This is a genomic window from Catellatospora sichuanensis, assembly GCF_007483665.1.
Taxonomy (GTDB): Bacteria; Actinomycetota; Actinomycetes; order Mycobacteriales; family Micromonosporaceae; genus Catellatospora; species Catellatospora sichuanensis.
The window spans coordinates 183553-195518 of the sequence record NZ_VIQO01000023.1; the positions used below are offsets into that span (position 1 = coordinate 183553).

Below are 11966 nucleotides of genomic sequence, written 5' to 3' on the forward strand. Positions count from 1 at the left end.
ACGGATGACCTGGTGGCTTGCACTGACCGAGGCCGCCGTGCGGGCGCCTGTCGCTCCGGCCCGCCGCTGGCTGTGGCCGGAGCGACAGGGCCGGCAGGTGCTCGTCATGATCGTCTGGGCGTCGCTGGCGGTCGGTCTCACGCTCGGCGCGATCGCCGAGCTGACCGCGCAGGTGCAAGCCCCGGCCAGCCTCATCGCGCTGCTCGGGGTCGCCCAGGCGGCACCGCTGGCGATCGCCGGCCACCGGCCGCTGCTCGCGTGGCGGATCATGTCGATCGGCATGTTGGCGGGCGTCGTCGTCCGGACCGGCGACGACGTGCTGATGCCCTGGGCGGTGAGCTCGTGGATCGCCATGGTCGTCGTGTTGTTCCAGGTGGTGGGCGCGTGCGAACGGCGGGCGGCGGCGGGCGCCTGCGTGCTCACCGCGCTGGGCGTCGTACTCCCGGCGGTGTTCCTCACCGGCATGCCGTTGTGGTACGCGCTGATCCTCTGGGCGATCATCGCGATGGTCTTCGTCTTCATCGACGCGGTGGCGGGCCGGTCCGTCGCCGAGGCCCGCCTTGCCGAGCAAGCCGAGCTGCGCCGCCTGGATCTCGCCCGCCAGGCGGTGCTCGAGGAGCGCAGCCGGATCGCCCGGGAACTGCACGATGTGGTCGCCCACCACATGTCGGTGGTCGCGCTCCAGGCGGAAGCGGCACCGTACAAGATGCCTGACCTGTCGCCCGCGGCCCGGGAGACGTTCGGCGTGGTCCGCGACGCGGCCCGGTCGGCTCTCGCCGAGACCCGACGGGTCGTCGGGCTGCTCCGGCAGGACGACGACGCGGCCGAACTGCTCCCCCAGCCAGGTCTTGACCGGCTCGATGCCCTGATCGCGAGCGCGGGTGAGGCCGGGCTCATCGCCCGCGCGGCGGTGACCGGAATGCCCCGCCCGCTGACCGCCGGTGTCGATCTGGCGGCTTACCGGATCGTGCAGGAGGCGCTCAGCAACGCGGCCCGTCATGCGCCGGGTGCACGCGTTGCGGTGGACATCCGGTACGGCGAGGATCGGCTTCACGTGTCGGTCGTCGACGGCGGTGCGGCAGCCTCGCGCCGGGGCCGGCCCGAACCCGGCGGCGGCCACGGGCTGGTGGGCATGCGCGAGCGAGTCGCCATGCACGAGGGCGTGCTCACCGCCGGACCCCGGCCCGGCGGCGGATTCGCGGTGATCGCCGAACTCCCGTACTGATGCCGGGCCGTCGTACCGGCCTCGGCCCCACCGACCGGAATAGGATCTTGACTGTGCCCATACGCGTGCTGATCGCCGACGACCAGGAGATGATCCGGGACGGGTTGGTCTCCCTGCTGTCCGCCGCGGACGACATCGAGGTCGTCGGCGAGGCTGGTGACGGCCGCGAGGCGGTCTCCCTCGCCGCGTCGCTGCGACCCGACGTGGTCGTCATGGACATCCGCATGCCGGTGATGGACGGGCTCGCCGCCACCGCCGAAATCCTCTCCGGCGGCGGCGACGGACCACGCGTGCTCGTGCTGACCACGTTCGACCTCGACGAGTACGTCTACGAAGCACTCGGCTGCGGCGCCAGCGGGTTCCTGCTCAAGGACGCACCCGCCGCCGAGCTGATCAACGGCGTGCGGCTCGTCGCCGCAGGCGACGCACTGCTGGCGCCCTCGGTGACGCGGCGGTTGATCGGTGACTTCGCCCGCAGGCGGCGGCACGAGCGGCCGCGAACGGATGCCGCAGCGGCGTTGACCCCGCGCGAACTCGACGTGCTGAGGCTGGTCGCCCGAGGACTGTCCAACGCCGAGATCGCGGCCGAACTCGTACTCGCCGAACAGACCGTGAAGACCCACGTCGGGAACATGCTGGCCAAGCTCGGTCTACGCGACCGCACCCAAGCCGTCGTCTTCGCCTACGAGAACGGCCTCACCGCGCCGAACAGATGACGGGGCGCCCACCGGGCCGGGTTCAGGCGGTGCCGAACAGTTCGGCGAAGCGGCCGGTGAACAGGTCGGCACCCTTGTACTCGGCGACCGCCGTGGCCGGGACCGCGGCGGGACCGTCGGGTGTGGCCATCTGGCCGACACCGCCTCGCGTGCCGAGCGGGAGCAGGATCATCGGATCGGGTGCGGGCCGGTAGCTCGCCGTGGGTTGCCCGCCACGCAGCCGCGCCATGATGTTCTGCGCCACGACCTCGGCATGCTGCAACGCGTACGCGGCCATCTTGGCCTCCGCGAGATCGGTGATGTCGCCGATCGCGTAGACGTGCTCGTGCCCGTGGACGTTGAGGGTCTCGGTGACGCGGACCTGTCCCTGCGCGGAACGGGTCGTGAGCCGGCCGTCGGCGAGATAGTCGGTGTTGACGCGCACGCCGTGGGCGCGGAACCAGATGTCGGCGGTGATCTCACCACCGTCGGTGGTGGTGACGGTGAAGGTTGCGGCCCGGCCCGGCCCGGTCGGCGGCGGCGCGGTCAGGCCGGTGCCCAACCGCAGCCGGATGCCGGACTCCTCGAGCTGGCGGTGCAGGTCCTGGCGCAGCTCCGGCGCGAAGCCCGGCAGCAGCTGCCCGGCCGGGTCGACGAGGGTCAGCCGCTTGTCCGGCCAGACCTCCCGGATCTCCCCGGCCAGCTCCAAGCCGACCGGCCCGGCGCCCACGATCAGCACCCGCTCGGCGTTCAGCAGTTCCTTGTGGGTACGCCGGAGGTCGTCGAGCGCCTCGCCGGTGGAGTCGGCGTCGGGCTTGGCCGGGTAGGCGTAGTCGGAGCCGGTGGCCAGGACCAGATGGTCCGCCTCGATCCGACCGCCCGAGGCCAGGGTGACGCCGCCGGGGTCCACCGAGACCGCCCGGTCCCGGATCACCCTGCCCCGGGTGAGCAGCGTGTCGAACGGGAAGAACATGTTGCCCGCCCAGTCGGGCCGGACCAGTGCCCGCAGCGACGCCGCCGCGTTGACGAACGCGTCCCGGGGATCGATGAGCACGACGTCAGCCTCCGAGTCCAGCGCCTTGGCGACCGCCGAACCCCCGTAACCTCCGCCGATGACCGCCACCGTACGACTCATGACTTCACGCTCCCGCAGACCGAAGTTGACTTCCTGCCATGACCCTGGCCGAGGAGAACGCCGTCAGGGAGGCCGGGCTGAGGGTGGTAGCAGCAGGGACACGCTCCCGGGCGCCGGCGCTGTTAGGTTCGGACGGTGAGCGACAACGAGCTCGGACTGTTCCTGCGGGTGCACCGTGAAGCGGTCACGCCGGCCGCGGTCGGGCTGCCCGCGGGCCCCCGCCGCCGGGCCGCGGGGTTGCGCCGCTCGGAGGTGGCGGCCCTCGCGGGCGTCAGCGTGGAGTATGTGACCCGGCTTGAACAGGGACGGGACCGTCGGCCGTCGCCGCAGGTGCTCTCCGCGCTCGCCGACGCGCTGCGGCTGACCGCCGGCGAACGCGTGCACCTGCACCGCCTCACCAAGGCCGCCGACCCCGGCTACAACTGCCGGGGCGACGCCACCCCGGCGCACACCGTGCGCCCCACCGTGCAGGCCCTGCTCGACCGCCTCGAGCCCACCCCGGCGGTGCTGCTCAACCGGCTCAGCGACGTACTCGCCCACACCGCGGGCTTCGCCCGGCTGGCGGGACCGACGGGCCTGCTGGACGCGGCGACGCCCAACCTCGCCCGGTTCGTGTTCACCGACGGTCGGGCCCGCGGCGCCTACCCCGACTGGGACCACGTCGCCGACGAGCAGGTCGCCGCGCTCAAGCAGGGCCCGTTCCGGGCGGACCCGCACCTGGCCGCGCTGGCCGACGAGCTGACCGTCACCGCAGGCGACGCCTTCACCCGGCGGGTCGACACCGTTGCCGCGCTGGCGAAGTCCAGCGGCATCCTCCGGCTGGCCCACCCCGAGGCGGGCACGCTGCGGCTCGCGTACGAGACGCTTGACCTGTCCGCCGACGACGACCAGCGCCTGATCGTGCACCTGCCCGCCGACGAGCCGACATCCGCCGCGCTCGACCGCCTGAACAGCCACCGAGCGCAGCCGCTACGCCTGGTGGTCGGATGACACCGCGCGGCTGCAGGAGGCGGGCGACTCAGGCCCCGCCCCGGGCGGGATGGTGCGCCGCACGCCGAGCAGCTCGCCACCGACCGGCAGCACGGCGACGGCGACGGGCACCGGGTTCACGTAACTGACCTGCTCGCAGGCCGCGCTCGCGACCAGGCGGCTCGGAGTCGTCTGCGCTCTGGCGTCGCCCCGTCACCGGCATCCCCGGATGGACTCCAGCGCGCTGTCGCGACGATCAGCGGATCGCAGGTACCTGTCATCCCGTGGCCGTATGTCCCACGCGCACATCAACCCGCAGCAGGTAGCCGCAGGCAGCGTAGTAGGGCATGTTCTGGTCATGAGGCGAACTGATTCGGAGGTCGCTGTGGTCAGCTTCAGGGTTCCGCGATGGATCTCGGAGGCCGGCTGGGACATCTCGCTCGGCATCGCCATGGGTGTGATCATCATGGTGTTCAGTGGTGTCGGTCCGTCGGGCGTCGACCGGCACCCGATCGACGCGGCAGCGGCCGGCCTGGCGGTCGCCGCGACGGTGGCTGTCGTGGCACGCCGCATGGTGCCGCTGTTCGCCCTGCTGGCCGCGAACGCGATCACGGTCACCTGGTTCCTGATCGGCTACGACGGGCGGCTGATCACCATCGCCCCGTTGATCGCCACCTACACGGTCGCGTCCTGCCGGGGTTGGCGGCTCGGCATCGTCGGCGGGCTGATTTCGATCGCGGCGACCATGGTCGCCATCAGGAGCTTCTTCCAGGCGTCCTGGTACGACGACCGCACGATCAACGCGGCCACCCTGGTGGCGGCGACGGTGGCGCTGGGCGCGGCCGTCCACTACCACCACGCGTACGTCAAGCAGGCGCAGGAGCAGGCGGAGCGGCTCGCTGAGACCCGCGCCGAGCAGGCTCTGCGACTGGCCGCCGAGGAACGCCTGGAGATTGCCCGCGAGCTGCACGACGTGTTCGGGCACACGATGGCGGCGGTGAGCGTGCAGGCGGGTGTGGCGGTCCACGTGATGAATCGACGCCCGCATCAGGCTGCCGAAGCGCTGACCGCCATCAAACGGGTCAGTGACGAGGGCTTGGCGGAGGTACAGGTGTTGCTGGCGATCCTGCGGGGTGAGGATCCGGGCACTGCGGCGTTCCCCGGGCGCCTTGCCCACGTCGGCAAGCTCGTCGCCACCACGCGCGACGGGAACCTGCCCGTCGAGTTCACCGTCAGTGCCGCGGTCCGGCAACTGCCGGTGGAGGTGGAGGTGGCGGCCTACCGAATCGTGCAGGAATCGTTGACCAACGTGCGCAGACACGCCCGCGCGGACGCGGTGTGGGTGGAGATCGACTACGGCGATCGGGACCTGACAGTGGTGGTACGCGACGATGGCGCAGGTCCTGCCGACGCGGCGGACGACGTCGGCGGGCATGGCATCGTGGGCATGCGGATGCGGACGGTGGAGCTCGGCGGGATCTTCTCGGCTGGCCGACTGCCGACCGGAGGGTTCGAGGTGCGTGCCGTCCTACCGGTGGCGAGGGAGACTCATGCCTGATCTGATTCGGGTGCTGGTTGTGGATGATCAGGCACTGGTGCGGGCGGGATTCCGCGTTCTCGTCGAGACCGAGCTGGACATGATCGTCGTGGGCGAGGCCGGCGACGGCGCGCAGGCGGTCGAGGAGGTCCGGCGCACCCGCCCCGACGTGGTGCTGATGGATATCAGGATGCCCGGCGTCGACGGGTTGGAGGCGATCCGGCGGATCGCCGCCGATCCCGACCTGGCTGCGGTCCGCATCCTCATCCTGACCACGTTCGACCAGGACGACTATGCCATCGCCGGGCTGACCGCAGGAGCGAGCGGGTTCATGCTGAAGACCACCGATCCGGCCCAGCTGCTGCACGGGATCCGGGTGGTGGCGGGCGGCGAGGAGCTGCTCTCGCCGGGGCTGACCCGCAGACTCATCGCGTACGGCGTACAGCGGCGTGGCGGCGCGACCCGCCCCGGCAGTGTCTTCGACCGGCTCACGGTGCGGGAGCGTGAGGTGGTCGCGCTGGTGGCGTTGGGGTTGAGCAACGAGGAGATCTGCGAGCGCCTCTTCATCAGCATGCCCACCACCAAGACCCACATCAGCAGAGCGCTGAGCAAGCTCGACGCCCGTGACCGTGCCCAACTGGTCGCCTGGGCCTACCAGTACGGGCTGCTGGACGCCTCGGCTCAGCTCTGATCAGATCGCGAGGTGCCGAGAATCTCCGCGAACGGCGTACCGTCGTGGTACTACGTTCGCGCTGCGGTGGATACGGTCCTGGATCGACGCGAGTGCCACCTCCCGTTGACAGCATTGGTCCGTGAAACGTCGAAGCTTCCTCGCCTTGACCGTACTGTCCGGCATGTCCGGGCTGGTGGGTTGCGGCGGCGCCGGATCATCCGAGGGCAATGCGGCGCCGTTGACCTACACCAATCGACTCCGTCTGCCCCCGTTGCTGGAGCCGGAGGCGGACGGTGACGGAGTCCGCCGGTTCGCCCTGACGCTGCAGACCGGAATGACCGAGTTCTTCGCGGGAAAGCCTGCTGCCACCTGGGGTTTCAACGGTTCCTACCTGGGACCGACGTTGCGCGCCCGCAAGGGTGACCGGGTGGCGATGAAGGTGACGAACCAGCTTCCCGAATCCACCACGGTGCACTGGCATGGCATGCGGCTGCCCGCGGTGATGGACGGCGGTCCGCACCAGACGATCGAGCCGAAGGCCACCTGGACTCCCGAGTGGAAGATCGAGCAGTCGGCGACGACGTTGTGGTACCACCCGCATCCGCACGGCGCGACCAGCATGCACGTCTATCGCGGGCTCGCCGGCATGTTCATCATCGACGATGCGGAGGCCGACGGCCTGTCGCTGCCGTCGAGTTACGGTGTGGACGACTTCCCCATCATCGTGCAGGACAAGACCATCGAAGCGAACGGCACGCTGTCGGAGGACACCCGGCCGACCTTCGGCATCATGGGCAACCACATCCTCGTCAACGGCACCTACGACCCGTTCCTCGAGGTCACGACGTCCCGTGTCCGGTTGCGCATTTTGAACGCATCCAACGCCCGCACCTATCATCTCGGGTTCTCCGACGGGCGGCCGTTCCACGTCATCGGCACCGATTCCGGAATGCTGCGGAAACCGGTCCAGACCGACCGGGTGTTGCTGAGCCCTGCCGAACGGGCCGATGTGGTTGTCGAGTTCGCCACCGGCGACGAAGTGGTGCTACAAAGTTCGAGCGGCGACGATGACATCGATGAAGGCGACTTCAATCTGCTGAAGATCCGTGCTGCGGGCCGGCTGAAGGCGTCACCGGCGCTGCCGGGGAAGCTGACCGCCGCAGCGCCCATCGCGGCATCGCCAGGCGCCCGGGTGCGACGCTTCACCCTCAACGGTCATGACGCGGTCAACAAGCGGGAGATGGACATGTCCCGGATCGACGAGGTGATTCCCGCTGGAGCCCTGGAGATCTGGGAGATCGAGAACACCGTCTACGCTCACAACTTCCACATTCACGAAGCCGCCTTCCGGGTGCTGTCCATCGACGGCAAGGCCCCGCCTGCGTATGCCGATGGGCCCAAGGACACCGTGTACATTCCGCCCAAGGCCACGGCGCGCCTCGCCGTGCAGTTCGGGCGGCACACCGATCCCGTGATGCCGTACATGTTCCACTGCCATATCCTGCGCCATGAGGACGAGGGAATGATGGGGCAGTTTGTGGTCGTGGAGCCTGGCACCGAGGGCAGCGTATCGCGGACGATCCCGACGCACGGTCACGGCTGAAACGCGATTCAGGCTTCGTCCGCACCTGTTGTGGTCAACGGTGCCGGAACCTTTGTGGCCTACGGTGCCAGCGTCGCCGCCAGTGCGGCCGGGTCGTCGAGCCACGGGAAGTGCCCGCCGCCCGCGATCGTCACCACTGTCGCCGACGGGAACAGCTTCGCTACCTCGACGGCGGCGGCCGGGGTCGGGGACGCGTCGAGCTCGCCCGCGATCACCAGCACCGGCGCGGTCAACGCGGCCAGTTTTGCCGTGAGGGCGTCCCGATCGGGAAAATATCCCTTGAAGAACCCGTCGCGGGCGGCGGGCGCGAACTCGGTCAGCCCGGCGGCGGCATGCGCGGCGGCCACCGCGTCCCACCGGCCGTAGAAGAACGGCGACGAGGCCAGCATGAACGGGTGGGCGTCCGTCTCGCCGGCGTCGTCGGGCAGCTCGTCCCACGCGTCCCAGGCGGCGGCCGCGTCGGCGTACCACGGCTCGCCGGAGCGGGCCTGGAAGGCTTCCTCCGCCCCGATCGGTGTGAGCCCGGCGGCGCGGACGAGGCCGGTGAGCAGGATCAGGCGCTCGACCCGGGCCGGATGGGCGGCGGCATAGAGCGTGACCACGTTGGCACCGGCCGAGTGGCCGAGCAGCGTCATCGTCTCCAGTCCGAGCTGCGCGCGCAGCGCCTCCAGGTCGTGGACCAGCGCGTCCATCCGGTAGGTGGCCGGGTCCGACGGCGCCTCGGAGTCGCCGGTGCCGCGGCTGTCCAGCCTGATCACCGTGTACGCGCTGGTCAGGCCGCCGAGGTCACCGAGGTAGGCGCTGGCGCGACCGGGGCCACCGGGCTGACAGACGAGCACGGGTCCGGAGCCCTCGGCGTGGTACGCGAGCGTGGTTCCGTCGTACGAGCTGAAGGTCGGCATTGCGGCATGGTGCCACGATCAGCCGAGTCGCGGAGGCCCCGCAACGATCTTGCGCGAACTTTTGCGCTCATCCAGATCGCCGGGCGCTGTCGGTGGGTCTGGGCACACTGTCGCTCATGACCGACGACGCACCCTTTCCCGCGGAGGAGCCGGCATGACCGATGTGCGGTTGCGCGATGCCGACGATGCCGACCTCGAGGTGTTCTACGAGCAGCAGCTTGAGGAGGAGGCGGTACGGCGGGCGCAGTTTCCCGCCCGCGATCGGGACCGCTTCCTGACGCACTGGCGGACGAAGGTGCTCGGCAACCCCACCGGGCACGTCCAGACCGTCACAGTCGACGGAGAGGTCGCCGGCAACATCGTCGCGTGGTGGCAGGACGACAGGCGCTCCGTCGGCTACTGGTTCGGCCAGCGGTTCTGGGGCCGCGGTGTCGGGACCGCGGCGCTGCGACAGTTCCTGCAGCGCGAGCAGGTCCGACCCCTCTACGCCGAATCGTTCGTGGGCAACATCGCCTCGGTGCGACTCCTCGAGCGCTGTGGCTTCCGGCCGGTGGGCACCGACCGCCATGGCGATCTCGAGTTCGTAGTGCTCAGGCTCGGGGAGGACGCGGTCATCGGTTGAAGGCCCGGCGCGGCGGCCCGGAGCCCCTGGGACGGCCCGATGACGGCCCGGCAACACCGCTCCGCGTGCAGGTCGCTCCTGCGTGTCACGCCACAACCTCCTCGTGATCAGCAGCGGAAGTCTGTGACCTGGCGACGAAGAACCATTTGTGATGATTTGATGAGATCCAAGACTGCTCGGGCCGAAGCGTGCACGGCGGCGCCGATCGGAACGCGGCCCCGGAGGAGGTTCTCGATGTGGCGGAAGAGCGTGGTCGGGGTGGCCGCAATCGTGGTGACAACCCTGGTGGGATGTGGTCAGTCGACCCGGCCGCCGGCCGACCGGGACGGCCGGCGTTCGACTGATCGGGATGCCCAGCTCACCGCCGCGGTTCCCGAGCTGATGCGGCAGGCCTCGGTTCCGGGGGCGATCGTCGGTGTCTGGCAGGAGGGCAAGGCCCCATACGTGCAGGCGTTCGGTGTCCAGGACACGAGCACCGAACAGCCCATGACGACAGATCTCCACATGCGTATCGGCAGCCTCACCAAGACGTTCACCGTGACTGCCCTGCTGCTGCTGGCGCAGCAGGGAAAGCTCGGACTCGACGACCCGATCGACCGGTACGTACCCGGTGTCCCGAGCGGCAATGTGATCACATTGCGCCAGTTGGCCGCGATGCGCAGCGGGCTCTTCAACTACGCGGACGTGACCACCGCCAGCCTGTCGAGCGAGCCCGATCGCCAGTGGACGCCGCAGGAGCTCCTCGCCATCAGCTTCAGCCGTCCGCTGCTCTTCGAGCCGGGCACGAAGTTCGACTACTCCAACACCAACACCGTGCTGTTGGGGCTCGTCGTGGAGAAGGTCTCCGGCCAGTCGATCGAAGCCTTCATCGACCAGCACATCCTGAAACCGGAACGGCTTGGGAGCACCGTCTTCCCGCCCAGCTCCGACTTCCCGTCACCCCATTCCCAGGGCTACGCGAAAGCCGCCGACGGTGCGACCGTGAACGCCACGAACTGGAACCCCTCATGGGGCTGGGCGGCCGGTCAGATGGTGTCGACGCTCGACGACGTCCGTGTCTGGACCCAGGACCTGGCCGCAGGCAAGCTGCTCACACCCGAGATCCTCCAGCAGCGCAATCAGTTCCTGCCCGCACCCGAGGAGGGACAGGGCGCTCAGTACGGCCTGGCGATCGAGAACCAGAACGGCTGGCTCGGCCACAACGGCAACATCGCCGGCTACCTGACGTATCCGTACTACCTGCCCGCCGAGCAGACCACCATGGTCGTGATGCTCAACTCGAATGTCGACGTTCTGGGGAGCTGGGCGTTGATGGAAGGGATCGTGAAGATCATCAGTCCGCGCCACCCCTGGCCCAAGCCACCCACCGAGTAGCGCGCAACTCCGACGGGACCCTCTCGCTCAGGCCACGAGCGAGAGGGTCTTTTCACTATGCGCGGTCCAGTGGTGAGCGGCTCTCTGCGGCGGTCGTTCGGCGGCCCACCCGCCGGACGTCACGAGCCGACTCAGCAAGGCAACTGGCCGAAGCGGTTCGCACCCTGAAGCACTCGGGCGCCGTCAGGGACTCGAACCCCGCGGACAACGAGCGGCGGTCAGAGGTCGGGGGCGAAGTGGGTGGCGGCGGCGGTGACGGAGGCGGTGATCTCGTCCTCGGTGGCGGTGCCGGAGGCGCGGATCGCGTCGGCCCACGCCTGGATGGAGCGGCGGGAGAACTCCTGGCCGGCCAGGGAATTCTGGTCGGCCAGCGGGTCGTCGCTCGGCTCGCCGCCGAGGTAGCGGGCCAGCATGAGCAGGCCCTGGTCCCAGCCGGGGCCGACGTAGAGTGCGCCCGCACCGCTGCCTGCCATCTCGATGGGGACGACGTGCTCGACCTCGAGGTCGGTGGCGTCCGCACCGGCCGAGGCCAGCCGCACCTCGACGATGCTGGTCGGGCCGCCGTACGTCATGCGCAGCAACTTCGGCGGTCGGCACTGCAGGATGTCGCCGGAGGCCATGTTCTCCACCTGGAAGCTGCCGCCCTCACGGAAGTCGCCGCTGACCGGCGCGAACCAGCGGGGCAGCCGCTCCTTGCTGGTGATCGCGTCCCAGACGTCGTCGACGTCGGCCTGGTAGGTGCGCTTGACCAGCACGGCGACGGTTTCGCCCAGGTCGCCGCCGCGCCGGGCGACCTCGCGCCGGATCGCCTCAAGCTGCTCGGTGATGTCCTTCATCGGGATTCTCCTTGTCCTGTCGTTCATGCAGGCGGCGTTCCCGGCGGCCCCGGGCGAGCTCGGTCTCCAGCGCGTCCAGGCGCTGGTTCCAGAACCCGCGGAAGTGGTCCAGCCAGTTGTCCACTTCCCGCAACGGGGTGGTGTCAACCGCGTACAGCCGGCGGGTGCCTTCGGCGCGCACGGTCGCGAAGCCGTTGTCGCGCAGCACTTTCAGGTGCTGCGACACCGCCGGCTGCGAGATGCCGAACTCTGCCTGGACGACCTCGGTGAGCGCGCCGGAGGCCCGCTCGCCGTCGGCCAGCAGTTCAAGGATCCGGCGCCGGACCGGGTCCCCGAGAACGTCGAAGGCGTGCACGGACCGAAATTACAGCTGCTGCTTATATAAGTCAAACCTG

The 11966-nt window shown here is 69.8% G+C and carries 13 protein-coding genes; 8 read left to right on the top strand and 5 right to left on the bottom strand.

All coding sequences use genetic code 11. The features are described 5' to 3' along the window. Nucleotides 1-4: 4 nt before the first annotated feature. The gene (locus FLL47_RS28980; protein WP_222106251.1) at nt 5-1225 is read left to right on the top strand and encodes a sensor histidine kinase; all 1221 of its coding nucleotides are present in this window, start codon (nt 5-7) and stop codon (nt 1223-1225) included. Beyond that, complete coding sequence (locus tag FLL47_RS28985; protein WP_144124362.1) at nt 1225-1941, top strand: response regulator; 717 nt, start codon at nt 1225-1227, stop codon at nt 1939-1941. The genes FLL47_RS28980 and FLL47_RS28985 overlap by 1 nt, the downstream gene beginning before the upstream one ends. A gap of 22 nt (nt 1942-1963) precedes the next feature. Here the strand turns inward: FLL47_RS28985 and FLL47_RS28990 are convergent, their stop codons facing one another. After that, the gene (locus FLL47_RS28990; RefSeq protein WP_144124365.1) at nt 1964-3055 is read right to left on the bottom strand and encodes an NAD(P)/FAD-dependent oxidoreductase; all 1092 of its coding nucleotides are present in this window, start codon (nt 3053-3055) and stop codon (nt 1964-1966) included. Nucleotides 3056-3190: 135 nt separating this feature from the next. On the opposite strand from FLL47_RS28990, the gene FLL47_RS28995 reads away from it, so the two are divergent. Then, on the top strand, nt 3191-4045 hold the full coding sequence (locus tag FLL47_RS28995; RefSeq protein ID WP_144124368.1) for a helix-turn-helix domain-containing protein: 855 nt from the start codon (nt 3191-3193) through the stop codon (nt 4043-4045). Here the strand turns inward: FLL47_RS28995 and FLL47_RS43160 are convergent. Beyond that, nucleotides 4025-4165, bottom strand: a complete 141-nt coding sequence (locus FLL47_RS43160; protein WP_186315966.1) for a hypothetical protein — start codon at nt 4163-4165, stop codon at nt 4025-4027. The two genes, FLL47_RS28995 and FLL47_RS43160, sit on opposite strands and share 21 nt — an antisense overlap. Before the next feature lie 217 nt (nt 4166-4382). Here FLL47_RS43160 and FLL47_RS29000 point away from each other — a divergent pair, with 217 nt between their 5' ends. The 3 genes from FLL47_RS29000 to FLL47_RS29010 all read left to right on the top strand — a co-directional run bounded on the left by FLL47_RS29000 (nt 4383) and on the right by FLL47_RS29010 (nt 7837). Next, complete coding sequence (locus FLL47_RS29000; protein WP_144124372.1) at nt 4383-5582, top strand: sensor histidine kinase; 1200 nt, start codon at nt 4383-4385, stop codon at nt 5580-5582. 1 nt (nt 5583) lies between these two features. Beyond that, nucleotides 5584-6252, top strand: a complete 669-nt coding sequence (locus tag FLL47_RS29005; protein WP_222106265.1) for a response regulator transcription factor — start codon at nt 5584-5586, stop codon at nt 6250-6252. Nucleotides 6253-6373: 121 nt separating this feature from the next. Beyond that, a complete protein-coding gene (locus FLL47_RS29010; RefSeq protein WP_246158799.1) occupies nt 6374-7837 on the top strand; it encodes a multicopper oxidase family protein in 1464 nt (487 codons plus the stop codon). A 59-nt stretch (nt 7838-7896) separates the two neighbouring features. Here FLL47_RS29010 and FLL47_RS29015 read toward each other — a convergent pair whose 3' ends face one another. Further along, a complete protein-coding gene (locus tag FLL47_RS29015; protein WP_144124380.1) occupies nt 7897-8739 on the bottom strand; it encodes an alpha/beta fold hydrolase in 843 nt (280 codons plus the stop codon). Nucleotides 8740-8893: 154 nt separating this feature from the next. Here FLL47_RS29015 and FLL47_RS29020 point away from each other — a divergent pair, with 154 nt between their 5' ends. Next, nucleotides 8894-9361, top strand: a complete 468-nt coding sequence (locus FLL47_RS29020) for a GNAT family N-acetyltransferase (RefSeq protein WP_186315967.1) — start codon at nt 8894-8896, stop codon at nt 9359-9361. A 258-nt stretch (nt 9362-9619) separates the two neighbouring features. Continuing rightward, complete coding sequence (locus FLL47_RS29025) at nt 9620-10735, top strand: serine hydrolase domain-containing protein (RefSeq protein WP_222106252.1); 1116 nt, start codon at nt 9620-9622, stop codon at nt 10733-10735. A 218-nt stretch (nt 10736-10953) separates the two neighbouring features. Here the strand turns inward: FLL47_RS29025 and FLL47_RS29030 are convergent, their stop codons facing one another. Continuing rightward, nucleotides 10954-11571 carry an SRPBCC domain-containing protein gene (locus FLL47_RS29030; RefSeq protein ID WP_144124383.1) on the bottom strand — a complete coding sequence of 206 codons (618 nt, stop codon included), beginning with the start codon at nt 11569-11571 and terminating at the stop codon, nt 10954-10956. Further along, nucleotides 11546-11926 carry an ArsR/SmtB family transcription factor gene (locus FLL47_RS29035; protein WP_144124387.1) on the bottom strand — a complete coding sequence of 127 codons (381 nt, stop codon included), beginning with the start codon at nt 11924-11926 and terminating at the stop codon, nt 11546-11548. Before FLL47_RS29035 ends, FLL47_RS29030 begins: the two co-directional genes overlap by 26 nt. Nucleotides 11927-11966 lie beyond the last annotated feature (40 nt).

Coding starts and splice junctions, on each gene's coding strand:
- FLL47_RS28990 (WP_144124365.1), bottom strand. CDS start 3,055: ATGAGTCGTACGGTGGCGGTCATCGGCGGAGGTTACGGGGGTTCGGCG.
- FLL47_RS29020 (WP_186315967.1), top strand. CDS start 8,894: ATGACCGATGTGCGGTTGCGCGATGCCGACGATGCCGACCTCGAGGTG.
- FLL47_RS28985 (WP_144124362.1), top strand. CDS start 1,225: ATGCCGGGCCGTCGTACCGGCCTCGGCCCCACCGACCGGAATAGGATC.
- FLL47_RS29030 (WP_144124383.1), bottom strand. CDS start 11,571: ATGAAGGACATCACCGAGCAGCTTGAGGCGATCCGGCGCGAGGTCGCC.
- FLL47_RS29015 (WP_144124380.1), bottom strand. CDS start 8,739: ATGCCGACCTTCAGCTCGTACGACGGAACCACGCTCGCGTACCACGCC.
- FLL47_RS28980 (WP_222106251.1), top strand. CDS start 5: ATGACCTGGTGGCTTGCACTGACCGAGGCCGCCGTGCGGGCGCCTGTC.
- FLL47_RS29000 (WP_144124372.1), top strand. CDS start 4,383: ATGAGGCGAACTGATTCGGAGGTCGCTGTGGTCAGCTTCAGGGTTCCG.